This is a genomic window from Methylocella silvestris BL2 (genome assembly GCF_000021745.1).
GTDB classification, from domain to species: Bacteria; Pseudomonadota; Alphaproteobacteria; order Rhizobiales; family Beijerinckiaceae; genus Methylocapsa; species Methylocapsa silvestris.
Genome location: NC_011666.1, coordinates 445,226 through 468,819, shown reverse-complemented (window position 1 = coordinate 468,819; position 23,594 = coordinate 445,226). Strand labels below are relative to the sequence as shown.

At 64.0% G+C, this 23,594-nt stretch carries 19 protein-coding genes; 13 read left to right on the top strand and 6 right to left on the bottom strand.

The features are described from left to right. Positions 1–103 precede the first annotated feature (103 nt). Complete coding sequence (gene parE, locus MSIL_RS02155) at positions 104–2,200, top strand: DNA topoisomerase IV subunit B (protein ID WP_012589469.1); 2,097 nt, start codon at positions 104–106, stop codon at positions 2,198–2,200. Positions 2,201–2,532: 332 nt separating this feature from the next. On the opposite strand, the gene MSIL_RS02150 is transcribed toward parE, so the two are convergent. Together MSIL_RS02150 and MSIL_RS02145 are read right to left on the bottom strand one after the other, a co-directional pair. After that, positions 2,533–3,942, bottom strand: coding sequence for a PleD family two-component system response regulator (locus tag MSIL_RS02150; protein ID WP_012589468.1), 1,410 nt, complete (start codon positions 3,940–3,942; stop codon positions 2,533–2,535). Positions 3,943–3,985: 43 nt separating this feature from the next. Continuing rightward, positions 3,986–4,357 carry a response regulator gene (locus MSIL_RS02145; protein ID WP_012589467.1) on the bottom strand — a complete coding sequence of 124 codons (372 nt, stop codon included), beginning with the start codon at positions 4,355–4,357 and terminating at the stop codon, positions 3,986–3,988. A gap of 110 nt (positions 4,358–4,467) precedes the next feature. Between MSIL_RS02145 and MSIL_RS02140 the strand changes: the two genes are divergently transcribed. Continuing rightward, positions 4,468–4,782, top strand: coding sequence for a DUF3572 domain-containing protein (locus MSIL_RS02140; protein ID WP_012589466.1), 315 nt, complete (start codon positions 4,468–4,470; stop codon positions 4,780–4,782). Between the two features lie 6 nt (positions 4,783–4,788). On the opposite strand, the gene MSIL_RS02135 is transcribed toward MSIL_RS02140, so the two are convergent. Continuing rightward, complete coding sequence (locus MSIL_RS02135; protein WP_012589465.1) at positions 4,789–5,778, bottom strand: glutathione S-transferase family protein; 990 nt, start codon at positions 5,776–5,778, stop codon at positions 4,789–4,791. Between the two features lie 107 nt (positions 5,779–5,885). On the opposite strand from MSIL_RS02135, the gene hemB reads away from it, so the two are divergent. Together hemB and MSIL_RS02125 are read left to right on the top strand one after the other, a co-directional pair. Then, the gene (gene hemB / locus MSIL_RS02130) at positions 5,886–6,977 is read left to right on the top strand and encodes a porphobilinogen synthase (RefSeq protein ID WP_012589464.1); all 1,092 of its coding nucleotides are present in this window, start codon (positions 5,886–5,888) and stop codon (positions 6,975–6,977) included. Between the two features lie 150 nt (positions 6,978–7,127). Then, positions 7,128–7,358 (top strand): hypothetical protein, encoded by a 231-nt coding sequence (locus MSIL_RS02125; protein ID WP_012589463.1) that lies wholly within the window; start codon positions 7,128–7,130, stop codon positions 7,356–7,358. Positions 7,359–7,391: 33 nt separating this feature from the next. Here the strand turns inward: MSIL_RS02125 and MSIL_RS02120 are convergent, their stop codons facing one another. Continuing rightward, positions 7,392–7,832 carry a DMT family transporter gene (locus tag MSIL_RS02120; protein WP_012589462.1) on the bottom strand — a complete coding sequence of 147 codons (441 nt, stop codon included), beginning with the start codon at positions 7,830–7,832 and terminating at the stop codon, positions 7,392–7,394. Positions 7,833–7,902: 70 nt separating this feature from the next. Then, positions 7,903–8,619 (bottom strand): helix-turn-helix domain-containing protein, encoded by a 717-nt coding sequence (locus MSIL_RS02115; protein WP_012589461.1) that lies wholly within the window; start codon positions 8,617–8,619, stop codon positions 7,903–7,905. A 243-nt stretch (positions 8,620–8,862) separates the two neighbouring features. Here MSIL_RS02115 and MSIL_RS02110 point away from each other — a divergent pair, with 243 nt between their 5' ends. The 8 genes from MSIL_RS02110 (at position 8,863) to MSIL_RS19970 (ending at position 19,388) form a co-directional block, all read left to right on the top strand. Continuing rightward, positions 8,863–10,359, top strand: coding sequence for a replicative DNA helicase (locus MSIL_RS02110; RefSeq protein WP_012589460.1), 1,497 nt, complete (start codon positions 8,863–8,865; stop codon positions 10,357–10,359). 37 nt (positions 10,360–10,396) lie between these two features. Then, the gene (gene radA, locus MSIL_RS02105) at positions 10,397–11,809 is read left to right on the top strand and encodes a DNA repair protein RadA (protein ID WP_012589459.1); all 1,413 of its coding nucleotides are present in this window, start codon (positions 10,397–10,399) and stop codon (positions 11,807–11,809) included. A 206-nt stretch (positions 11,810–12,015) separates the two neighbouring features. Continuing rightward, positions 12,016–12,630: a CvpA family protein gene (locus MSIL_RS02100; protein WP_012589458.1), complete on the top strand. Its 615-nt coding sequence runs from the start codon at positions 12,016–12,018 to the stop codon at positions 12,628–12,630. Between the two features lie 244 nt (positions 12,631–12,874). Beyond that, a complete protein-coding gene (gene purF / locus MSIL_RS02095; RefSeq protein ID WP_012589457.1) occupies positions 12,875–14,350 on the top strand; it encodes an amidophosphoribosyltransferase in 1,476 nt (491 codons plus the stop codon). 137 nt (positions 14,351–14,487) lie between these two features. Next, a complete protein-coding gene (locus tag MSIL_RS02090; RefSeq protein WP_012589456.1) occupies positions 14,488–15,237 on the top strand; it encodes an SDR family NAD(P)-dependent oxidoreductase in 750 nt (249 codons plus the stop codon). 196 nt (positions 15,238–15,433) lie between these two features. After that, positions 15,434–16,798 carry an arylsulfotransferase family protein gene (locus MSIL_RS02085; RefSeq protein WP_012589455.1) on the top strand — a complete coding sequence of 455 codons (1,365 nt, stop codon included), beginning with the start codon at positions 15,434–15,436 and terminating at the stop codon, positions 16,796–16,798. 100 nt (positions 16,799–16,898) lie between these two features. Beyond that, the gene (locus MSIL_RS02080) at positions 16,899–18,365 is read left to right on the top strand and encodes an MBL fold metallo-hydrolase (RefSeq protein WP_012589454.1); all 1,467 of its coding nucleotides are present in this window, start codon (positions 16,899–16,901) and stop codon (positions 18,363–18,365) included. A gap of 378 nt (positions 18,366–18,743) precedes the next feature. Next, on the top strand, positions 18,744–19,388 hold the full coding sequence (locus MSIL_RS19970; protein WP_012589453.1) for a glutathione S-transferase family protein: 645 nt from the start codon (positions 18,744–18,746) through the stop codon (positions 19,386–19,388). Here MSIL_RS19970 and MSIL_RS02070 read toward each other — a convergent pair. After that, positions 19,385–21,526: a glycoside hydrolase family 3 N-terminal domain-containing protein gene (locus tag MSIL_RS02070; protein WP_012589452.1), complete on the bottom strand. Its 2,142-nt coding sequence runs from the start codon at positions 21,524–21,526 to the stop codon at positions 19,385–19,387. The two genes, MSIL_RS19970 and MSIL_RS02070, sit on opposite strands and share 4 nt — an antisense overlap. 228 nt (positions 21,527–21,754) lie before the next feature. Here MSIL_RS02070 and MSIL_RS02065 point away from each other — a divergent pair, with 228 nt between their 5' ends. Then, positions 21,755–23,584 carry an ABC transporter ATP-binding protein/permease gene (locus MSIL_RS02065; RefSeq protein WP_012589451.1) on the top strand — a complete coding sequence of 610 codons (1,830 nt, stop codon included), beginning with the start codon at positions 21,755–21,757 and terminating at the stop codon, positions 23,582–23,584. Positions 23,585–23,594: the final 10 nt, after the last annotated feature.

Below are 23,594 nucleotides of genomic sequence, written 5' to 3'. Positions count from 1 at the left end.
TCTATCCCCTTTTATTTGTTTCTGTTCTGTTCCTTTCCTCCGATCGCCATGGCATAAGGGTCATGGCAGTTCTGGAGAGCCGTTTCGGAGTGTGTGGCGTTCAATGGCCAATCATGGTGATCTTTTTGGAGCTGCGGCGCGCAAGCCCGCCGCGGCGCGCCCCGAGGCCGGCAAAAGCGCGAGAAGCAGCGCCGCAAAGGGCGCCGACATAAAAAGCGCGGCGCAGGAGCCGGCGCGGCTCGGAACGCCCGGAGAGGCCGGTTACACCGCCGCCTCGATCGAGGTGCTTGAAGGACTCGAACCGGTCCGGCGCCGGCCTGGCATGTATATTGGCGGCACAGACGAGGCGGCGCTGCATCATCTCTTCGCGGAGGTGCTCGACAACGCCATGGATGAAGCCGTCGCCGGTCACGCCAGTTTTATCGACGTTTCCTATGACGCCGCCGGCTTTTTATCCGTGACCGACAATGGCCGCGGCATTCCGGTCGATCCGCATCCGAAGTTTCCCAAGAAATCCGCGCTCGAAGTCATCATGACGACCCTGCATGCGGGCGGCAAGTTCGATTCCGGCGCCTATCAGACCTCGGGCGGCCTGCATGGCGTCGGCGTCTCCGTGGTCAATGCGCTGTCCGAAAGCCTCGAGGTCGAGGTCGCCCGCGGCCAGACGCTCTATCGCCAGAGTTTTGCGCGCGGAAAGCCGCTCGGCCGGCTGGAGGAAGTCGGCAAGGCGCCGAACCGGCGCGGCACGCGGGTGCGCTTTACGCCCGACCCACAGATTTTCGGCAAAGGCGCGCAATTCAAACCCGCCCGGCTCGTCAAAATGGCCCGCGCCAAGGCCTATCTGTTCGGCGGGGTCGAAATCCGCTGGCGCTGCGCGCCGGAGCGCATTGAGCCCGGCTCATCGACGCCGCGCGAGGCGGTTTTCCATTTCCCCGGCGGCCTCAAGGATTTTCTCGCCGTCGACATCGAGGGCAAGGAGCGGGTCATCGAGCCGATCTTCGCCGGCAAGATCGAAAAGCCCGGCGGTCACGGCTCGCTCGAATGGGCGCTGGCGTGGCTCGCCATGGACGATGGCTTCGTCCACTCCTATTGCAACACAATCCCGACGCCCGACGGCGGCGCGCATGAGGCGGGCCTGCGCGCCGCCCTGCTCCGCGGCCTGAAGGACCATGCCGAACGGATCGGCCAGTCGCGCCGCGCGGCGGCGATCAGCGCCGACGACGTCATGGGCTCCTGCGCCGCCCTCGTCTCAATCTTCATCCGGGAGCCGGAATTCCAGGGCCAGAACAAAAGCCGGCTGATGTCGGCCGAGGCCTCGCGCATTGTCGACCAAACGGTGCGCGACGCCTTCGATCATTGGCTAGCGGCTGCGCCCTCGCATGCTTTGAAATTGCTCGACTGGGCGGTGGAGCGCGCCGAGGATCGGCTGCGCCGGCGGGCTGAAAAAGACGTTGCGCGCAAGACCGCCAGCCGCAAATTGCGCCTGCCCGGCAAGCTCGCAGACTGCTCGAACACGGCAGCGCAAGGCTCTGAACTCTTTATCGTAGAGGGCGATTCCGCAGGCGGTTCGGCGAAGCAGGGGCGCAACCGCGCAAGCCAGGCGATCTTGCCCCTGCGGGGCAAAATTCTGAATGTGGCCAGCGCCACGCGCGACAAGCTCGCCGCCAATCAGCAATTAAGCGATCTCATGCTCGCGCTCGGCTGCGGCGTCGGCGCGCATTACCGCGAAGACGAACTGCGCTACGAAAAAATCATCATCATGACCGACGCCGACGTCGACGGCGCGCATATCGCCTCTCTCCTGATCACCTTTTTCTACCGGCAGACCCCCAAGCTCATCGAAGGCGGCCATCTTTATCTTGCCGTTCCGCCGCTGTACCGGCTGACGCAGGGCGCCCGGCAAGTCTATGCCCGCGACGACGCGCATCGCGACGAGTTGATCGCGCGCGTTCTCACCGGCCGCGGCAAGATTGAAATCAGCCGATTCAAGGGCTTGGGCGAAATGCTTCCCGCGCAGCTGAAAGAGACGACGATGGATCCGGGAAAGCGCAATCTGCTGCGCGTCGTCGTGCTGCCGGAAGACCGGGAAGGCACGTCGGATTCCGTCGAACGGTTGATGGGCAACAAGCCGGAGGCGCGCTTCGCCTTCATTCAGGAGCGCGCGGCTTTCGCTAATGCCGCCGACCTCGTCGTCGTCTGAATTTCAGCGCAACCAACTCGCACATGGGCGAGGCCTGAAGGTGGCCGGCGGCAAGTAGCGTTTCGAGGAGGCCACTCCAACTACTTGCGCGCCGGCCGACCCTACGGACCCAGGAGATGCGGCGGACCTGAGCACTCCGTAGGGTAACTTCCAGTCAAGTCGCCAAATGCGCTTCGATGGCGCAGGGCGCGGCGGATATTTCTTGAAGGACCCCTTCCGCGCCACGCCCTTTCGGGCTCGGCGCAATGACGTTAGCGCGCGGCGGCGGCTAAATGCAATCACTTGTTGGCCGCGAAATCGCTGTTTCGTTAACGCGCGCGAAGCCGTCCGCTTCACCCCGTCCGCACGACCCTGAATCCGGGAAATTTGCCGGGCGGCTCGGTCTTCGCCTCGACGAAGACGCGATTGCGGCCGGCCTCCTTCGAGCGGTAGAGCGCCCTGTCGGCTTCCCGCAGCAGATCCGGTCCGGCATGGGCGCTTTCCGCAAGGCCGATTGAGATCGTCGTCGACAGGGAATGCGCCTTGCCAATCGGGAAAGCGGCGCCCGCGACGCCGGCCCGCACGCGCTCGGCCACCTTGGCGCCGATGTCGACCCGGGTGTCGGGCATCAGAATAACAAATTCATCGCCGCTCAGCCGGCAGAACATGTCGGAACCGCGCACGAGGCCCTTGACGCGTCCGGCGAGCCCCTGCAGCAGCCGGTCGCCGGCTTCATGGCCATGCGCGTCGTTGACGCTCTTGAAATGGTCGATGTCGAACATCATCACCGAAAGCGGGCGCGCCTTGCGCTTGGCCTCCTCCATCAGCGAGGGAAACACGCCGTCGAAGAACCGGCGGTTGTGCAGGCCCGTCAAGGCGTCGATCACCGCCATTTCAAGCGAGGCCTCCACCTTCTCGCGCAGATTGTCGGCGTAGCGCTTGCGCCGCAGCTGCGTTCGCACGCGCGCGACCAGTTCGTGGCGCTCGATTGGCCGCAGGAGATAGTCATTGACGCCAAGGTCGAGGCAACGCAGCGTCCTGGCGCGGTCCTCGGGCTCAGCGATCGCCAGAATGGGCAGCTCCCGCGTCGCCTCGATGGAGCGGATCTGGCTGCATAGCCGCAATCCGTCATAGGCCTCAAGGCTGAGGCTGACGATCAAAAGATCATATCCGCCCGCGGCGCCCTCCACCAGAGCCTCCAATGCGTCGGGCTCGAGCTCGACCTCATGCAAGCCCTTCAGCGCGCCATAAATCGTCTCGACCGACGAGCGGCGGTCGTCGACGACCAGAACGCGCCCGCCAAGACCGGTTTCGACAGCGGCTGAATCAAGCGATTTGCTGATTCCCATTTTGGCGGCGCGCATCGCCCGCGTGCGCAATTCGTCGAGCGACAGCCGCAGCCGCGCGAGCGAGCGCACGCGGGCGATCAGCGCGACGTCGTCGATCGGCTTTGTCAGAAAATCATCGGCGCCCGCCTCGAGCCCCATCAGCCTGTCCGACGTCTGGTCGAGCGCCGTCACCATCACGACGGGAATATGAGCGGTGAGGGTGTCGGCCTTCAGCCGCCGGCAAACCTCGAACCCATTCATGCCCGGCATCATCACGTCGAGCAGGACGATATCGCATTCGCCGCGGGCGCAGATTGCGAGGGCGTCGGCGCCGTTGCTCGCGGTGACGACCTCGTAATATTCCGCCGACAGCCGCGCTTCGAGCAGCTTGACGTTCGGAAGGTTGTCGTCAACGACCAGAACGCGAGCAGTCATAAGGCCTCCTTCCCGTCATGCGGCCGCCCTCCGGCGGCGCGGATCAGCGTTCGTTCAGATAGCTGCGCACCGTCTCGAGAAATTTGACGATCGAGATCGGCTTCGACAGATAGGCCTCGCAGCCGCCCTGGCGGATCTTTTCCTCGTCGCCCTTCATCGCGAAGGCGGTGATTGCGATCACGGGAATGTGGCGCAGCGCCTCATCCTGCTTGAGCCATTGCGTGACTTCGAGCCCCGAGACCTCCGGAAGCTGGATATCCATCAGGATCAGATCCGGCATGTGCTCGCGCGTCAGTCCGACCGCCTCGAGCCCGCTGCGGGTCTGCACGGTCTTGTAGCCGTGCGCCTCGAGAAGATCGTTGAACAGCTTCATATTCAGTTCGTTGTCTTCTACGATCAGGATGGTTTTTTGCATGAAAGACCCTGTTGAGCCCTTGCGAGACGGCCAAACGCCATGCCTCAGCGCCACCTGATCCGATCTGCAAGGGGTAACGGATAGAACTTGACGAAAGGGAAAACGCCAATATGCAAAGTTTCGGCAATCGTCGCTTTCCAGGAAAAAACGATCCGTCGCGGGAGCGCGCCGAGACGCTGGCGATCGAGGCTTTGGGTTATATCGCGGGCGACGCCAAAGCGCTCGAGCGATTTATGAGCCTTTCGGGACTGCAGCCCGACAATTTGCGCGCGGCGGCGGCCGAGCCGGGATTTCTCGCCGGCGTCCTCGATTTTCTGGCCTCCGACGAAACGCTGCTGCTGGCCTTCACGGCGAACGCGGGACGCAATCCGGGTGAGGTCGAGCGCGCGCGTCTGGCCCTTGCGCCCGCCGGCGAAGCCATTTGAAACGCCTTAACCACTCCCGCCAAGCCGCGCGCGGTCGTGCGGGGCGGAGAAATCGATGCTTGGCCCGACAGAGACGATTCCGGTCGGATTGATCTGCAGATGGCTCTGATAATAGTGGCCCTTGATGTGGTCTGGCCGAAAGGTGTTTGCGATCGTTCCGGTCTGGTAGAGGTCGCGCACATAGGCCCAAAGATTTGGATAATCAGCGATCCGCCGCACATTGCATTTGAAATGGCCGACATAGACGATGTCGAAGCGCAAAAGAGTCGTGAGGAGCCTTATGTCCGCCTCTGTCATCTGCTCGCCGCAGAGATAGCGGCGCTCGGCCAGCAACGCCTCAAGATAATCCAGCGTCTCGAACAGCGGGCCGATCGCCTCCTCATAGGCCGCCTGCGTCGTCGCAAAGCCGGCGCGATAGACGCCGTTGTTCACCGTCGGATAAATCCGCGCGTTGAGCGCGTCGATTTCGTCGCGCAATTCCGGGGGATAATAATCCCCCGCCGCCGCCCCGACGCCGTCGAAGGCTGAATTGAACATGCGGATGATTTCGGAGGATTCGGTCGAGACGATCGTCTTCGTCTCTTTGTCCCACAGCGTCGGCACGGTCACCCGGCCGCTATAGGCGGGATCGGCGGCTTGATAGATCTCATAGAGATTGCGCGCGCCAAAGAGCGGATCGCCAATCACGCCGTCGGCCGGCGCGAAGGTGATGCCGTTCTCGCGCATCAGCCAATTGACGATCGAGACGTCGATCAGCGGCGCGAGGCCCTTGAGCTCGCGAAAGATCAGCGTGCGATGCGCCCAGGGACAGAAATAGGCGGCGTAGAGATGATAGCGGCCGGGCTCGGCCTTGAAGCCGCCGCGCCCCGATGGGCCCGGGGCGCCGTCCGGGGTGATCCAGTTGCGGAATTTCGCGGCGTCGCGCTCAAACCGTCCGCCATGGCTTTGCGTGTCATACCATTGATCGCGCCAGACGCCGTCGACGAGCAGTCCCATAAAGCCTCACATCTGTTTGCGCTGGGCGACCGGCGCTTGCGGGCGCCCTTGACGCGGCCTAAACATCGACCGCGCCGCCGGCGCCTTTTCCGCGAGACCCTTGTTGCATGATCTGGCCCCTCAATTCAAAACCGAAACAGTTTCCGGCCGATGAGGGCGCTGCCGCGGCCGCGGCGCGCGCCCTCGCCCCGGACGGCGATGCTCCTGCGCCCCTGCCCGGCCCGACGGTGCGCCTGCGCCGCAACCGCAAGGCGGAGTGGACGCGCCGCCTCGTCCGCGAAAATGTCCTGACCGCCAATGATCTGATCTGGCCGATTTTCGTGCGCGAGGGAGTCAATCAGCATGAGGCGATCGCCTCCATGCCGGGCGTCGAGCGCCTCTCGATCGACGCCGCCGTCGAAAGCGCGCGCGAGGCGCATGCCCTTGGCGTGCCGGCGATCGCGCTGTTTCCCTATACCGACCCCGCGCTTCGCGACGCCGCCGGGACCGAGGCGCTGAACCCGGACAATCTGATCTGCCGCGCTGTCCGGGCGATCAAAGAAACGACGCCGGAGATCGGCCTCATCACCGACGTCGCGCTCGATCCCTACACCAGCCATGGCCATGACGGCCTGATGCGCGGCGAGGAAATTCTCAACGATGAGACGGTCGAGGTTCTGGTCAAACAGGCGCTGAATTTCGCGCGCGCGGGCGCCGACATGATCGCCCCCTCGGACATGATGGACGGGCGCGTCGGCGCGATAAGGCGCGGGCTCGACGCGGAGGGATTTACCTCCGTTCAGGTGCTGGCCTATGCCGCTAAATATGCCTCGGCCTTCTACGGCCCGTTCCGCGACGCCGTCGGCACGCAGAAGACGCTCATTGGCGACAAGCGCACCTATCAGATGGACCCGGCCAATTCGGATGAAGCGCTGCGCGAGGTGGCGCAGGATATTGCCGAGGGCGCCGACATGGTGATGGTGAAGCCCGGCCTGCCCTATCTCGACATCATCTATCGCGTGAAGGAAAAATTCGGCCTGCCGACCTTCGCCTATCAGGTGTCGGGCGAATACGCGATGATCGAAGGCGCGGCGCGCAATGGCTGGCTCGACGGCGACCGCGCGATTATGGAGAGCTTGCTCGCTTTCAAGCGCGCCGGCGCCGACGCCGTGCTGACCTATTTCGCCCCGCGCGTGGCGCGGCTGCTGCGGGACGAGTAAGGACGCCTCAGCGAAAAGAAGCCCTCATGGTGAGGAGCAGGCAAAGCCTGCGTCTCGAACCACGAGGGCGGCCCACCCTTCGAGACGGGCTCTTCGAGCCCTCCTCAGGACGAGGTTGTGTGATCAAAAGATGCGACGACAGGACCCGGAATGATCTACAGAATTTTTCTCATTGTCGCTTGCGCCCTTCTGAGCTTGGCCATGCTTGACGCGGCCAGGGCGCAGGATTCCGAAGGCGCGTGCGGCGGCTCCTACACCGGTCAGGACCGCGCCAGCTATGCCTGCGGGCCGACCCGAAAGCCCTATTGCCAGCAAGGCACCGGGCGGTGTCAGTGCCTTGAACGGCGCGCCTGCGGCGGCAAGCAGGACGAGGAATGGTAGAGGCGGCGGTCCGGCGCTTGCGCGCCGCCGCAATCAATAGCGGATCAAAACCACGCCGAGGATCAAGAACGCCGCGCCGGCTAGGCGGACGGGATTGGCGTCATGCTGCGGCACGCCGAGAAAACCGAAATGATCGAAAATCAGCGATCCGAGCATCTGACCGACGACGATCAGAGCGACGACGGTCGCGGCGCCGAGCCGCGGGACCATGAATATCGCGACTCCGATGAAGACCGCCCCGAAGAGACCCCCGGTCCATGAATGCCAGGACGTTTGCGTCGCCATATTTCTCATCGGCAGCGGATCGCCCCGCGCGATAACCATCGCCAGCATGGCGAAAGCGCCGCCAAGATAGCTGACCAACCCAGCCCACCATGGCGACCCCAGCTCCAGGCGCAAATTTGAGTTGAGCGCCTGCTGCAGGACAAGGCTCGCCCCGGCGCCGACAACCAACAAATAAAGTCCGAACTCCATGCCCGCTCTCCTATCTGCGAGCATTTGAACAGAGCGCGACGCGCAGGTCTGGAACGTTTGTGACCCTGCGTCAGCCGAGGCGATAGCGGCCCGGAGTCGCGCCAAACGCGCGCCGAAACCATCGGCCAAGATGGCTTTGATCGGCAAAGCCGGTCTCCGCCGCCGTGGCCGCGACGGCTTCTCCCGCCCGCAGCAAGTCCCGCGCGCGATTGAGCCGGCCGATCAACTCAAACGCGTGCGGCGGCATGCCGTAGCGCTTGGCGAAAGCGCGCGAAAATCCTTCGCGGCTCTGTCCCGTCCGCGAGGCGCGGCGGCTTACGGATTCTTGGCGGTCCGGACGGAGCGCGATCGATCGGTCGGCTGCGCAGCCGCCCTTGTGGGCGCGGATGAGAGCCGCAAGGTCACGCCATTCAAAGCCCTCGACCATGCGCCATTCCCGTTCGATCTCCGCCTGCATCGCCGACACGGCATAGTCGCCGGCCGGAAGATAGGCGTTGACGCTGACGAGATCGGAAGACCCTTCGAGGGAGCGATGCGGCGTCCAGGCGGGAATGCAGGCGCAACGACGGGACGTCAGTTCGATGACGGCGTCGCCCAATTGCAGCGCGCGGCGGCCGGCAAGAACAAAGGTGACCTGAAATTCTTCGTGGAAATGCATGGCGAGTTCACTGCCGCGCCCGCGCAATAGGCCGAGTTCCGAAATTCCGTCGATCATCGGGCGCCAGTAGACCCATTGCGAGCCGGCGATCGTTGGATCGGCTGCGTTGCAATTGAAGAGATCGGTCATGACGCCGCCTTGCGCAAAGGCGCTGGCGCAGCCAGGGGCGCCAGCCGCTCTTTCGTGACCGTCGAGCTCTTATCCGACGGCGCCGGCGCAAACAAGCGCCTCAGCGGCTGCCCGCCATGTGAATAGCGGGCGCGGATCCACTCGTCTTTTGCGCGCGCGGGGCGGACATGGCATCAAGGGCGACCCTTTGCGGGCTGATTCGCTGGCGGCGAAAAAGCCAAGCAAAACTGCAAGAAAGACCCTATGTCAGCGATCGACAATCTTCGCCCCGGCGCGGCCCGCCAAAGCGCCGAAACCCCGACCTACCGCCTCGCGCCGCACAATATCGAGGCCGAACAGGCGCTGCTCGGCGCCGTGCTGGTCAACAATGACGCCTTCGATCGCGTCTCGGATTTTCTAAAGCCCGAGCATTTTTCCGAAGAGGTGCATCGGCGCATCTACGATATCGCGAGCCAGCTCATCCGGGCCGGAAAGATCGCCTCGCCGATCACGCTGAAAACGTTCCTGGGCGAGCATGACCTTGGCGGCGTCACCGCGCCGCAATATCTCGCCCGCCTCGCCGCCGAGGCGACCACGATCATCAACGCCGAGGATTATGGCCGCACCATCCATGATCTGGCCGTTCGGCGCGATCTGATCCTGATCGGCGAGGACATCGTCAATTCCGCCTATGACGCCCCCGTCGCCGCCTCGCCGCGCGAGCAGATCGAGGAGGCCGAGCGAAAACTCTATTCGGTCGCCGAACTCGGCCGCTATGAGGGCGGCTTCCAGCGCTTTTCCGACGCGCTCGTCACCGCCGTCGACATGGCGGCCAAGGCTTTCGAGCGCGACGGGCGCCTCTCCGGCATCGCCACCGGCCTCTCCGACCTCGACCGCTATATGGGCGGCTTGCAGGCCTCCGATCTCATCATCATCGCCGGCCGTCCCGGCATGGGAAAAACGGCGCTCGCGACCAATGTCGCTTTCAATATCGCCAAGGCCTATGAATTCACCGTGCGGCCGGACGGGACGCATGAGACGATGAATGGCGGGGTCGTCGGCTTCTTCTCGCTGGAAATGTCGGCCGAGCAGCTGGCGACCCGCGTGATCGCCGAACAGTCCGGCGTCGCGTCTTATAAGATCCGGCGCGGCGACATGACGGAAAGCGAATTCCACCGCATCGCCGACGCCGCGCGAACAATGCAGCAAGTGCCGCTCTATATCGACCAGACCGGCGGCCTTTCCATCGCGCAGCTCACCGCGCGGGCGCGCCGTCTCAAACGCCAGCGCGGGCTCGACGTGCTCGTGATCGACTATCTGCAGCTTCTCGGCGGGTCGAAAAGCCGATCTGACAGCCGCGTGCAGGAAGTCACCGAGATTACGACGGGCCTCAAAGCTTTGGCGAAAGAACTCAATGTGCCGGTGATCGCGCTGTCGCAGCTCTCGCGTCAGGTCGAATCGCGCGACGACAAGCGGCCGCAGCTCTCGGATCTGCGCGAATCGGGTTCGATCGAGCAGGACGCCGACGTCGTCATGTTCGTCTTCCGCGAGGAATATTATCTGAACAATAAGCAGCCGCGCGAAGGCACCGAAGAATTCGTCACGTGGCAGACGGATATGGAGCGCGTCCACGGCAAGGCGGAAGTGATCATCGGCAAGCAGCGCCACGGCCCGACCGGAACGGTGGAGCTTGCCTTCGAGGCCGAACTGACGCGCTTCTCCAATCTCGCCCGGGAAGACGCCCTGCCCGATCGGATTTGAGTTTGGGCGATCAAACGCAGAACCCGGCGGGATTTTGATGGCGAAGTCGCAAGCCTCCTTCGTGTGCCAGAATTGCGGCGCCGTCACGAGCCGCTGGCAGGGGCGCTGCGAGGCCTGCGGCGAATGGAACACGATCATCGAGGAGAGCGCCGCCTCCGGCATCGGCGCGCAACAGGCCGCCGGCGCGCGCAAGGGCCGCGTGTTCGACCTTGCGAGCCTCGCGGAGGCCGATCGCCCCGCCCCGCCGCGCATCCTGACCGGCATCAATGAGCTTGACCGCGTCACCGGCGGCGGCTTCGTTGCCGGCTCGGCTCTACTGCTCGGCGGCGAGCCGGGAATCGGCAAATCGACGCTGCTGATCCAGGCCTGCGCCGCCCTCGCGGCGAAGAACCGCCGCGTCGTCTATATTTCCGGCGAGGAGGCGGTCGATCAGGTGCGCCTTCGCGCCCATCGCCTTGGCCTTGGCCAGAGCCCCGTCGAACTCGCCGCCGAGACCAGCGTCGAGGACATTGTCGCGACGCTCTCGCGCGGCGAGCGGCCGTCTCTGGTCGTCATCGATTCGATCCAGACCATGTGGTCGAGCGTGATCGAGGCGGCGCCCGGTACGGTCGGCCAGGTGCGCGGCGCGGCGCAGGCGCTCATCCGCTTCGCCAAGATGAGCGGCGCGGCAGTGATTCTCGTCGGCCATGTCACCAAGGACGGCCAGATCGCGGGCCCGCGCGTCGTCGAACATATGGTTGACGCCGTGCTCTCCTTCGAAGGCGAGGGCGGACGCGACCTGCGCCTGCTGCGCAGCGTCAAGAACCGATTCGGGCCGACCGACGAGATCGGCGTCTTCGAGATGACCGGGCGCGGGCTCGCCGAAGTCGCCAACCCCTCCTCGCTGTTCCTGTCGGCGCGCGACGAGGCGGCGCCGGGCGCGGCGGTTTTCGCCGGCATGGAGGGCTCGCGCCCGCTGCTCGTCGAATTCCAGGCGCTGGTCGCGCCCAGCACGCTCGGAACGCCGCGCCGCGCCGTCGTCGGCTGGGACGCCTCGCGCCTGTCGATGATCGTCGCCGTGCTCGAAACCCACGCCGGCATAAAGCTCGGCCAGCACGACATTTATTTGAGCGTCGCCGGCGGCCTCAGGGTGCGCGAGCCGGCCGCCGATCTCGCCGCCGCCGCCGCCCTCATTTCATCCTTGAGCAATATTCCGCTCGCCGCCGATTCGGTTTTTTTCGGCGAGATCGCGCTCTCCGGCGCGATACGATCGGTGGCGCAGGCGCCGGCGCGGCTGAAGGAAGCGGCAAAGCTCGGCTTCCGCCATGCGACGATTCCCGCCGCCGCGGAGCGCGAGGACGCCGCCCCGAAATCGATCGCCGCCAAGCCGATGCGGCATATTTCCGGCCTCGCGGCGGACATCGGCTCGAAGCCGCCCCGAGCGGCGCTGCGCTCCGGCCGGCAAGGCTGACGTAGGAGCTGAGGCTTTTCTTTGAAGATGCGGTTCTTTATAGGAAAGTCGCGGCGCTTTGACAGGGGGAGCCGCTCGCGCTCGAGCCTTACGCCTCTTCGAGCCGATCACGACGCTCCGATCGCAATCGAGCCTTCGCATTTTGGTCAAGGCCCAACGCATGGGTCCGACGCCAGAACAGCCGGACCGAAAAGGCCAGGGAACCCATGCCGTCCTATCTCGACCTAGGCTTGATCGTCGTCATCTTGGTCTCGGCCTTGCTCGCCATGCTTCGCGGTTTTACGCGCGAGGTTTTGGCCATCGCCTCCTGGGGCGCGGCGGCGGTCGCCGCGATCTATCTGCACCCCTTGGTACTGCCCTACATCAAGCCCTATGTCTCGAAGGACGTGATCGCGCTCGCCCTTTCCGCCGCCGCCGTGTTCTTTGTGACGCTGATCATCGTCTCGCTGATCACCATCAAATTTTCCGACGCGATTCTTGATTCCAAGGTCGGGGCGCTCGACCGTTCGCTCGGCTTCGCCTTCGGGGCGGTGCGCGGCCTGTTGCTTTGTGTGATCGCCTTCATCTTCTTCAATTGGCTGGTGCCGGAGAAAACCCAGCCGGAATGGGTCAAGGCCGCAAAAATGCGCCCGTTGTTACAGGCGACGGGCGATCAGCTGATGGCCATGCTTCCCGACGATCCGGAGGGCATTCTCGCCAAGCTGAAGCAGCCCAAAGCTGCTCCCAGCGAGGAGGCGGCGCCCGACGCCGACGTCGAACCCAAACCCGCCCCTGCAGCCCCGGCAGCGCCGCCGCCAAAGCCCCTCGGCAAGAAGAGCTGAGCGCCGCCTGAAGGCTCCGGAGGCGAATTTGACTGGGGATTTTTAAAAAAAGCCGGGGGTGCGACAAATCCCGCCAGCGCGCGGGGTCGACTAAACGCCTCATCTCGACTATGTAAGTTTTGTGGCGCCGGCGCGGCTCACGTCAAGCTCTTCAACAAGATTTGAGTCGGCGCCGCTGCGGCGGGCGTTAAGCCTTTGACGGTCAGGCGCCTCCATACAACAAGCGTTGGTTGCGGAGGCGGTTATGGACACTGAAGCTCAAAGCGACAGCTGGTTTGACCTTGATCTCGAAGCGGACCGGCTTCGCGAGGAATGCGGCGTCTTCGGCATCTTCGGCCACCCCGATGCGGCGGCGATCACCGCGCTCGGCCTGCATGCGCTTCAGCATCGCGGACAGGAGGCGGCCGGCATCGTCTCCTTCGACGGCGCGCGATATAATTCCGAACGCCGCCTCGGCCTTGTCGGCGATCATTTCTCCAAGGCCTCGACCATTGCCCGCCTGCCGGGCGAAGCCGCGATCGGTCATGTCCGCTATTCCACCACCGGCGAAACCATCCTGCGCAATGTGCAGCCGCTCTTCGCCGAACTGAATTCCGGCGGTTTCTCCGTTGCGCATAATGGCAATCTGACCAACGGGCTGACGCTGCGGCGCGACCTTGTCCAGAGCGGCGCGATCTATCAATCGACCTCCGACACCGAAGTTATTCTTCATCTCATGGCGCGCAGTCGCAAGCTTCGCATTGTCGAGCGCTTCATCGAGGCGGTGCGCGCGCTTGAAGGCTCCTATGCGCTCGTCGCGCTCGCGAACACCATGATGATCGGCGCGCGCGATCCGCTCGGCATTCGTCCGCTGGTGATCGGCGAACTCGACGGCCATTATATTCTTGCCTCGGAAACCTGCGCCCTCGACATCATCGGCGCGCGCTTCGTGCGCGACGTCGAGAACGGCGAGATCGTCGTGATCTCGAAGGAAGGCATCGAGAGTCTGCATCCCTTCCCGCCGCGGCCGATGCGTCCCTGCATCTTCGAGTATATTTATTTCGCAAGACCGGATTCCGTCGTGCATGGCCGCCCGGTCTATAATGTTCGCAAAGCGATGGGCGCCGAACTCGCCCGCGAATCGGGCGTCGACGCCGACGTCGTCGTGCCGGTGCCCGATTCCGGCGTTCCGGCGGCGATCGGCTACGCGCAAGCCGCGGGCATACCGTTCGAACTCGGCATCATCCGCAACCATTATGTCGGGCGCACCTTCATCCAGCCGACGCAAAGCGTGCGCGAGCTTGGGGTGAGGCTGAAACACAGCGCCAACCGCGCCGTCGTCGAAGGCAAGCGAATCATTCTGATCGATGATTCGATCGTACGCGGCACAACCTCCGTCAAAATCGTGCAGATGATGCGCGACGCCGGCGCCGCCGAAGTTCATTTCCGCATTTCCTCGCCGCCGATCACCTATCCCGATTATTACGGCATCGACACGCCGGTGCGCGAAAATCTCCTCGCCGCCACGCATACGCTGGACGAGATGCGCGACTATATCGGCTGCGATTCGCTGGCCTTCCTCTCGATCGAAGGCACCTATCGGGCGATGGGCGAGAAGGGCCGCGATCCGCAGCGCCCACAATTCACCGATCATTGCTTTACCGGCGACTATCCGACCTGCCTCACCGATCTGACCGGCGAAACCAAGAGCCAATTATCCCTTCTCGCCGAGGCGAGCTAGATCCTCTGACGGCTCTTACGGCCCTTCTTCCAAAAATTTGATCGGTTCATCGGGCGGATTTGCTGCAAGGTTTCCCCTTTGCAGACTCATGCTCTAGACATTCGCTCGCACAGCAAACAGTCGAGCGTCAGTCCTCCATGTCAGCATCCCTTCAAGGCCGCATCGCCCTCGTCACCGGCGCCTCCCGCGGAATCGGCCGCGCCGTCGCGCTCGAACTCGCGCGGGCCGGCGCGCATATCATCGCTTTGGCGCGCACGCAGGGCGCGCTCGAGGAGCTCGACGACGAGATCCGCGCCGCCGGCGGCCAGGCGACGCTGACCCCCTGCGACATCAAGGATTTCGACGCGCTCGATCGCCTCGGCGGCGCAATTTTTCAACGGTGGGGCAAGCTCGACATTCTTGTCGGCAACGCCGGCGTGCTGGGCCCGGTGACGCCGCTCGGCCATATTGAGCCAAAGCAATGGGACGACGTCTTCGCGGTCAATGTGACCGCCAATTGGCGGCTGATCCGCTCGCTCGATCCGCTGCTGCGCGCCTCGGAGGCCGGCCGCGCGGTGTTTATCTCGTCGGGCGTCGCGCATACCGCCGAGACGCGGCCCTATTGGGGCCCCTATGCGGCCTCGAAAGCGGCCCTCGAAGCTCTCGCCCGCACCTACGCCGCCGAGACAAAAAATATCACGCCGGTCCGGGTCATGATCGTCAATCCCGGCCCGCTGCGCACCAAAATGCGCGCGCTCGCCATGCCAGGCGAAAATCCGCTCACCCTCAGGACGCCCGAAGATCTCGCGCCGAAGATCGCGGAGATTTGCGCCCCGGAATGGACGTCGACCGGAAAGCTTTATGATTTTCCGCAGGACAGCGTGCTGAGTTTCTCCGCTCCTGCCTGACGCCTCCCTCGCTTGCGGCAGACGCAGCGATGAAAGGCGCCAATTCCCCGTATACTATATAATTCCTATCGACTTTATAGATTTATATCCGTTAGAGTAAGGCCTCTTAACGGAGACGACATCGATGGATCTCCCTGCCTCGAACAAAATGCGCCGCAAAGGCGCGTGCGAGCGGTCTCGGGCTGTCTTCTTTTCCATGGCGCGAGCCACAAAACGCCTGGCCTGCGTCCTCGGCTTCGCAGCCGCCGTATCGGGCGTCGCCGCCAGCCCGAGCGTCTATCCGACCGGGGTCACCAAATACGATCCCGCCAAAGCCTATAATGGCTATGTGCTCTTTACTGGTGCGGACAAGATTACCCGTCTGATCGATGTCGACGGCAATGTCGTGCGCGAGTGGAAATATTCCGGCTTTCCGAGCTATTTCATCGATCCGGCGCTGGCGGGCGGGCAAAGGGGCCATATCCTCGTCACCCTCGCCGTGGCCCCGGCGAAAGGCGCCGGCGCGGTTCCGGGCGGCGGCAATCTCGACATTTCCAAAACGATCGGCGAGGTCGACTGGGACGGCAAGGCCATATGGGAATGGGGCGGCGACCAGGCCCCCGGCGGCGCGGCGCAGCAGCATCACGATTGGCGACGGCTGCCGAGCGGCGACACGGCGATCCTCGCCAATCTGGTTCATCCCGTCAAAGGCTTCTCGCAGCCGCAGCTGCTCGACGACGTCATTTACGAAATCGGTCCCAAAGGCGACATCGTCTGGAAATGGATCGCTTCCGATCATCTGGAAGAATTCGGCTTTACGGCCGATCAATTGAAGCTTGTCCGCGATGCGGACACCCCGGATTATTTTCACCTCAACAATCTGAGCGTCGTAGGCCCGAATCGCTGGTTTGATGCGGGAGACAAGCGATTCGATCCGGAAAATTTTGTGATCGACTCCCGCAACGCCAATTTCATTGCGATCATCGACAAGAAGAGCGGCAAGATCGTCTGGACGCTTGGGCCGAACTATCCGCGCGGCGTCTCCGAGCGGGGCAGAAAACCGGTTCCGCGTCCGGTCGACCAGATCTCCGGTCAGCATGACGCCCATGTCATCGCGGCGGGCCTGCCCGGCGCCGGCAATCTGCTCGTCTTCGATAATCAGGGCGAAGCCGGATATCCCCGCGCGCCGCTCAACGTCACCGGCGGATCTCGCATCCTCGAGATCGATCCGGTGAAGAAGGAAATCGTCTGGGAATACACCGGCGAAAGCTCTGGCGGCCCTGCCTGGAGCTTCCGGTCGAGTTTCATCAGCAGCGCGCGGCGGCTGCCGAACGGCAATACCCTGATCGATGAAGGGTACAACGGACGCTTCTTCCAGGTCACGCCGCAGGGCGAGATCGTCTGGGAATATGTCAGCCCCTATTTCGGCGAGTTCCCGAAAGCCGGATCCGGTTTGCGCAGCAATTGGGTCTATCGCGCCCAGCCTGTCCCCTACGAATGGGCGCCGGCCGGGACGCCTCACGCGGAAATTGCGGCGCCTGCGCCGCAGGCGGCCGAACTCCGCGCGACGCCGCCGCTCTAGGCGCGCCCCGCCGGACCGCGCACGCCCCCATCTCGCTCAACGATGATTTGAAGACGTCGCAACCTTGTTGGCACGCGACAGCCGCAACAGGAGACTTTTCATGCGAAAGACGATTATTCCCGCCTATGGCCTGACGCTGGCCCTGACCATGGCGCTGTCCGCGGCGCAAGCCGCCTCCCTGCAGGAAGCGGCCAAGGCGCTCGGGGTCGACGGCGTCAAAACGCTCGAATTCTCCGGGTCAGGCCGCTGGTTCCAGTTTGGCCAGGCGCCCAATCCAAACCTTCCCTGGCCCCAGTTCGACGTCAGCAGCTACCTTGCCGACATCAACTATGACGTCCCGAGCGCCCGCGTCCAGGTCACGCGAAAGCAGACCATCGAACCCGGCCGGCTGCGGCCGGCGCCGGTCGAGCAGAAACCCGATCTCTATGTGAGCGGCGCCCAGGCCTGGAATGTCGCGCCTCCGCCGAACTCCCCGCCTGGAACCGCGGCCGTCGCCACGCCCCAGCCCGCGGCCGTCGAGGAGCGTCTGGCCGAGATCTGGTCGACGCCGCAGGGCTTCCTCAAAGCGGCGTTCGCCAACAACGCCAAGTCGGAAGCGAAGGGCGCCGATGTGGAGGTGTCGTTCACGGTCGGCGGAAAATATCACTATATCGGCGCGATCAACGCCCGCAATCAGCTGGAGCGCGTGCGCACCTGGATCGACAATCCGGTGCTTGGCGACACTTTGGTCGAGACAAGCTTTGGCGGCTACAAAGACTTCGGCGGCGTCCAGTTCCCTGCACGCATCGCGCGGACCCAGGGCGGCCATCCCGTGCTCGATCTCGATATCGCTTCAGTGAAGCTGAATCCGCCGGTCGACATCACGGTTCCCCAGATCGTGGCGAGCGCTCCGCCGCAGACCGTCGACGTCAAAAAGCTGGCCGACGGGGTATTTTATCTCACGGGCGGAACTCACCACAGCGTCGCGATCGAGCAGCGCGATCATGTCGTGCTTGTCGAAGCGCCGCTGAACGAGGAGCGTTCGCGCGCCCTCATTGGCAAGATCGCCGAACTGGTTCCGGGCAAACCCATCAAATATGTCGTCAGCAGCCATCTTCATTTCGACCATTCCGGCGGTCTGCGCGCCTTTGCTGACGCCGGCGCAACCATTGTGACTCAGGAGCTCGACAAACCCTATTTCGAGAAAGCCTGGGCCGCGCCGCGCACGCTGAACCCCGATCTCCTGTCCAAATCGCAGAAAGCCGCGACCTTCCAGACTTACGGCGACAAATTTGTGCTGAACGACGGCTCGCGCTCGATCGAGATTCACAAGATCGCCGGCAGCGGGCACGCCGACGATATTTCCCTCATCTATCTGCCGGCCGAAAAAATCCTGATCGAGGCCGATGTCTACACGCCCGCAGCGCCGAATGCGCCGCGTCCGACGACGCCCAATCCCTACAGCGTCAACCTCTATGACAACATCCTTCGTCTCAAGCTGGACGTTGACCAGATCGCTGCGCTGCATGGACCCGGCGTCGTCAAACTCGCCGATCTGCGAGCCGCGATCGGCCAGACGACGAACTGACGATTTGGGAAAAACGCGGCTCGCCTCGTCCTCTCGAATTGCGGAGCGAGCCGCACGCCGCCCCCTGCCGTGGGCCGCGTAGCCCCCTCGCCGATAGAGCTCCGGTCGAAACGGCGCCGCTTGGGCTCGGCGGCGCGCGGATCGACCCTTGGCCGAAGCAGAATGAGCTGACGACTCTCCTGCTCCGGCCGATCTTTGCATCCGCGGACGCCGAAAGAGGCTCTCCAGTAACTTATTGATTTTATATAAAGTCTGGCGCGAGAGCTCCAAACGCAGATTTGTTCGCCATCCGCGCGGCGCGAAAGCCTTTCCGCTCGACACCCGCCGTCCAGATTGATAACCGCCTTGGGCTGGGGACCATCGGGGCCCGGAGGCGCCATGAAGCTCTACTCGGAAGACAGTTCCCCCTTTTCCGCTCCGGTGAGGGCGACAATCTATGCGAAAGGATTGCAGATCGAAATCGAGCCGCCGCCGGGCGGACTGCTCTCGGCAAGGTTCCACGCCATCAACTCGATGGGGACGATCCCCTGTCTCATTCTCGATGATGGAACGCCGCTGCCAGAATCGGCGGCGATCATGGAATATCTCGAAGACAAATTCGCCGCGTCGCCGCTGCGGCCGGAGTCGCCCGAAGCCAGGGCGCGCGTCCGGCTGCTGCAGCGCATCGGCGAATTGCTCATCATGGCGCCGCTGGTCGAACTCTCCCGGCGGGGCGTTCCCGAACTTGACGATCCCTACGCGGCGGCCTGGCTGACGCGCGTCGTGCGCGGACTGTCGTCGTTGCAGACCACGATCGGCGATGATCCGTTCGCGGCCGGGTGGCGGCTGACGCTCGCCGATTGCATCTTGGCTCCGGCGCTATTTATCCTTCCGAAAGTCACCGCCGCCTATGGCAAATCGGGATTGCTGCAGGCCTATCCCGGCGTCGGCCGATATGTTTTGCAAGTGAACCAGCATCCCGCGATCCGCCGCGTTCTGGACGAGATGGCTCCGGCCTGGGCCCTTGAGCAAAACGCGGTTTAAGGCGCCGTCGCCTGCAGGCTCAGCTTCCTGTGCCGCCTTGGATCGGCATCGAATCCAACTGAAAATTCAAAAGCGCCGGGCTCGAAGCAGGGCCGAAAATCGACGCCGGGAAAGGCGAGTTCGCTTGCCGCAAGCGCGAAGCGTAATGTGCCGCTCTCGCCCGCCGGCAAGGCGATTTTGCCGAAGCGCTTCAGTTCGAGCACCGGCCGCGCCACCGAGGCGACGAGATCGCGCGCAAAGAGGAACACGGTCGCCTCGCCGTCGAGCGGTCCAAGATTGTGGACCTCGACCGAAAAGTCGAGCGTGTCGCGCGCGCAGAAACTCTGCCGGCCGGCAGCGAATTCTTCGAGCGAAAACGGGCTGTAGGACAGGCCATGGCCGAACGGAAACTGCGGCTCCACGGCGCAATCGATATATTTGGTCGTGTAATGATCTTCGGCGGCGAAGGGCCGGCCCGTCGGCCGGGCCGCATAAAACAGCGGGATCTGTCCGACCGCGCGGGGCCAGCTTAGCGCGAGACGTCCGACCGGATTGAACTGGCCAGTCAAAACATCGGCAATCGCATGGCCGGCTTCAGCGCCCAGGAACCAGGTCGCCGCCACAGCGTCGGCGCGCTCGAAAAGCCAGGGCAGCGTGAGCGGACGTCCGCTCGAGAGCAGGGCGACGACGGGGCGCCCAAGTTTCTGCCCCAGACCGAGCGCGGCTTCGGCAAGCTCTCTTTGTCGCCCGGGCAGGCCGAGATCGGCGCGCGAGGCCGCCTCCCCGCTCATTTCGGCGCTTTCGCCAAGACAGAGAATGATCAGCTCCGCCTCCTCGCAGAGCGCCATCGCGTCAGCAATGCCGGCCGCGTTCCCATAATCGACGGCGACGCCCGCCGCACAAAACATCTCGGTTGTAGGAAGCGCGGCCGTCAGCCCGTCCAGAATGGAAACGGCGGCGTTTCTGTCGCCGGCGGCGGCCCATGAGCCATCCATTTCGCCCGCGGCCTCCGACAGGGGGCCGATCAAGGCGATTTTTCGCAAAGAAGGGGAAAGCGGCAGCGCGCCATGATTGGTCAAAAGAACGATCGAACGCCGCGCGGCGTCTCGCGCAAGCGCCGGCTCCGCGCTGTCGCGGCCTTGGCGCCTTGCGCCCCGAAGAACGCCGTCGAACAGCCCAAGTTTTTGCTTTAGCTCCAGCACCCGATGCACGCAGGCGTCGATGTCCTCCTCCGTGACAAGGCCCCGCGCCAAAGCCTGCGGCAGGCCGTCGGCGTAAGCCGAACTCATCATGTCGATGTCGACGCCCGCCCGCAGCGCCAGCGCGGCCGCCTCAATCAGATTGGCGGCGACGCCATGGCGCATCAGTTCCGCCAACGCGTTGTAATCGCTGACGATGACGCCTTCAAAGCCCCGCGCCTCGCGCAGCCAGCCGCGCAGAAGCGGTTGATGCGCGGTCATGGGGACGCCGGCGAGATCCATGAAGGCCGGCATGATGGCTGCGCAGCCGGCCTCAATCGCCGCGGCGAAAGGCGGCAGGTAGACTTCGTGCAAAGCGCGCTCGGACACATCCGCGGAGGCGTAGTCGCGGCCTCCCTCTGCGGCGCCATAGGCGCAAAAATGCTTGGCGACGGCGGCGACGGCCGCCGGAGCCGCGAGATCCTCGCCTTGAAAACCGGCGATCTTGGCCTTGGCGAATTCGCATGTGACGAAGGGGTCTTCGCCGGCGCCCTCGGCAATCCGGCCCCAGCGCGGATCGCGCGCGACGTCGAGCATCGGCGCAAAGACCATGGAGACGCCATCGGCGGCCGCCTCCCGCGCCGCGGCCCGCGCGGTCGCGCGCCAGAGCGCTGGATCGAAGGCGCAGGCTTCCGCGAGCGGAAGGGGAAAGATCATGCGATGGCCGTGCAGAACGTCGAAGCCGACGATCAGCGGAATGCCGAGACGCGACTCCTCCATCGCAATCTTTTGAATAGCGGCGATTTCCGTTGCGCCCCAAAGATTGAGCAGGCTGCCGATGCGCCCGGCGCGAATTGCGGCCTCAACGTCGCCGCCAACGATCGGCCCGGTGACCGCATAGCTTCCGGCGGTCATGGTGAGCTGGCCGATTTTTTCCTCCAGCGTCATGTCGGCGAGAAGTGTCTTGAGATCGAGCGCCACGTCCTTCCTCCTCTGCGTCCGCCGCCTGAACAATGCCACGGTCAGCCGCCCTCATCCGGTCGCGGCCAAGCTGGACCGCTCAATCGACCGGAAAAATAGACGCGAAAGGGTTTGGGAAACGATTTACCGTGCGCGGGCGCACGGCGGGATTTCGGAACCTGCGCGTGACTATTTCGAATCGCTTAATATATCGAACGAAGCATCAGTGACAGGCGGCGCCCGGGTTTGATGAGCCAAGAAGACCGTAACGAGGGGGAGTCCAGCTTCCGCGACGAGGGTTTCGCCAGGCAGCTGCTCGGCATGGCCCGCTCGCTGATGGCCGCGCCCGAACGCAACCAGTTTCTGCTGCTCGCCTTCGCGCTCTGCGCCGTGGTTGGGGCGACCGCTTTCGGCCAGATCAAGCTCAACGCCTGGAATCATCCCTTCTATGACGCCCTTGCACGCAAGGACATGGAGGAATTCCTGCGCCAGCTGTGGAATTTCGCGCTCATCGCGGGCGGCCTTCTGATCCTGAACGTTGCGCAGATCTGGCTCAACCAGATGACCAAGCTCAAGCTGCGAAGCCGGCTGACGCGTAATCTGATCGATCTCTGGCTTGGCCCGACACGAGCCTTCCGCCTCGCCAATGCGGGCGAGATCGGCGTCAATCCCGATCAGCGTATCCACGAGGACGCGCGTCATCTCGTCGAGCTGACAACCGATCTTGGCGTCGGCCTGTTGCAGGCCACGCTGCTCCTGATCTGTTTCATCGGCGTTCTTTGGGTTCTGTCCGAAGGCGTGGCGCTGACACTGTTCGGCTACCGCGCCGACATCCCAGGCTATATGGTCTGGGCGGCGCTGCTTTATTCCGGCGCGGCGTCCTGGATGAGCTGGCGCGTCGGCCGGCCGCTGATCGCGATCAATGCGGAGCGCTACAGCCGCGAGGCGGATCTTCGCTTCGCGCTGGTGCGCGCCAATGAACGCAATGACGCCATCGCTTTCTACGGCGGCGAGGAAGACGAGAAGCAGCGGCTGCGCAACGAGCTTGAGCCGGTGCTCTCCATCATGCGCCGCCTGGTCTCGGGCGTGACGCGGCTGACCTGGGTGACGGCCGGCTATGGCTGGTTCACCATCGTCGCGCCGATCGTCGTCGCGGCGCCTGGGTTCTTTTCGGGAGATTTGTCGCTCGGCGGATTGATGATGGTCGTCGGCGCGTTCAATCAGGTCCAGCTGGCGCTGCGCTGGTTCGTCGACAATTTCAGCGTGATCGCCGACTGGCGGGCGACGATGATCCGGATCTCGATGTTCCGGCGCGCGCTGATCGAACTCGACAGTCTTGGCGACAAGAGCGGCCGCATCGAGCGGGTCGTCAATGAAGCCGACATGATCCAGTTCGACGATTTAAGGGTGTCCTCGGCTTCGACCTGCACGCGGCTCAGCGAGCGCCATGTGACGATCAAGCCCGGCGAGCGCATCCTGATTATCGCGCGGTCCAGCGCCGGCCGGAGCAATTTCTTCAGCGCCATCGCCGGCCTCTGGCCTTGGGGCTCGGGGCGCATCAGCGTGCCGGAGCCGGCTTCGATGATGTTCATGTCGAGCCGGCCCTATCTGCCGCCGGGATCGCTCCGCACGGCGCTGGCCTATCCGGCGCCGGTCTCGAACTTCCCTGAAGCGGCGTTCGCCGAAGCGCTCGACCGCATTGGTCTCTCTCATTTGAAGCCCGGGCTCGATAGTCTGAGACGTTGGGATCGCGAGCTTGGCGGCGATGAGCAGCAAAGCCTGCATTTCGCCCGGCTGCTGCTGCACAAGCCGCGCTGGATCCTGATCAACGAGGCGCTCGACGCGCTCGACGAGGAAACCCGCGCGATCGTGCTCGACATTTTCACGCTCGAACTTGCGGGCGCGACGGTGCTTAACGTCGGGCGTCCAGACACGCAAAACGGCTTCTTCTCGCGCGTGCTCCATCTCATCGACGATCCCGGCGGCGAGCGCCTTGCGCCCCGCCCCGAGGCGCCGGCGATCGCAGCCTCTCCCGGCGCCCCAGTCGCAACATCGACGAACGCCAGTTATCCTGGCTAGACTGTGGGCC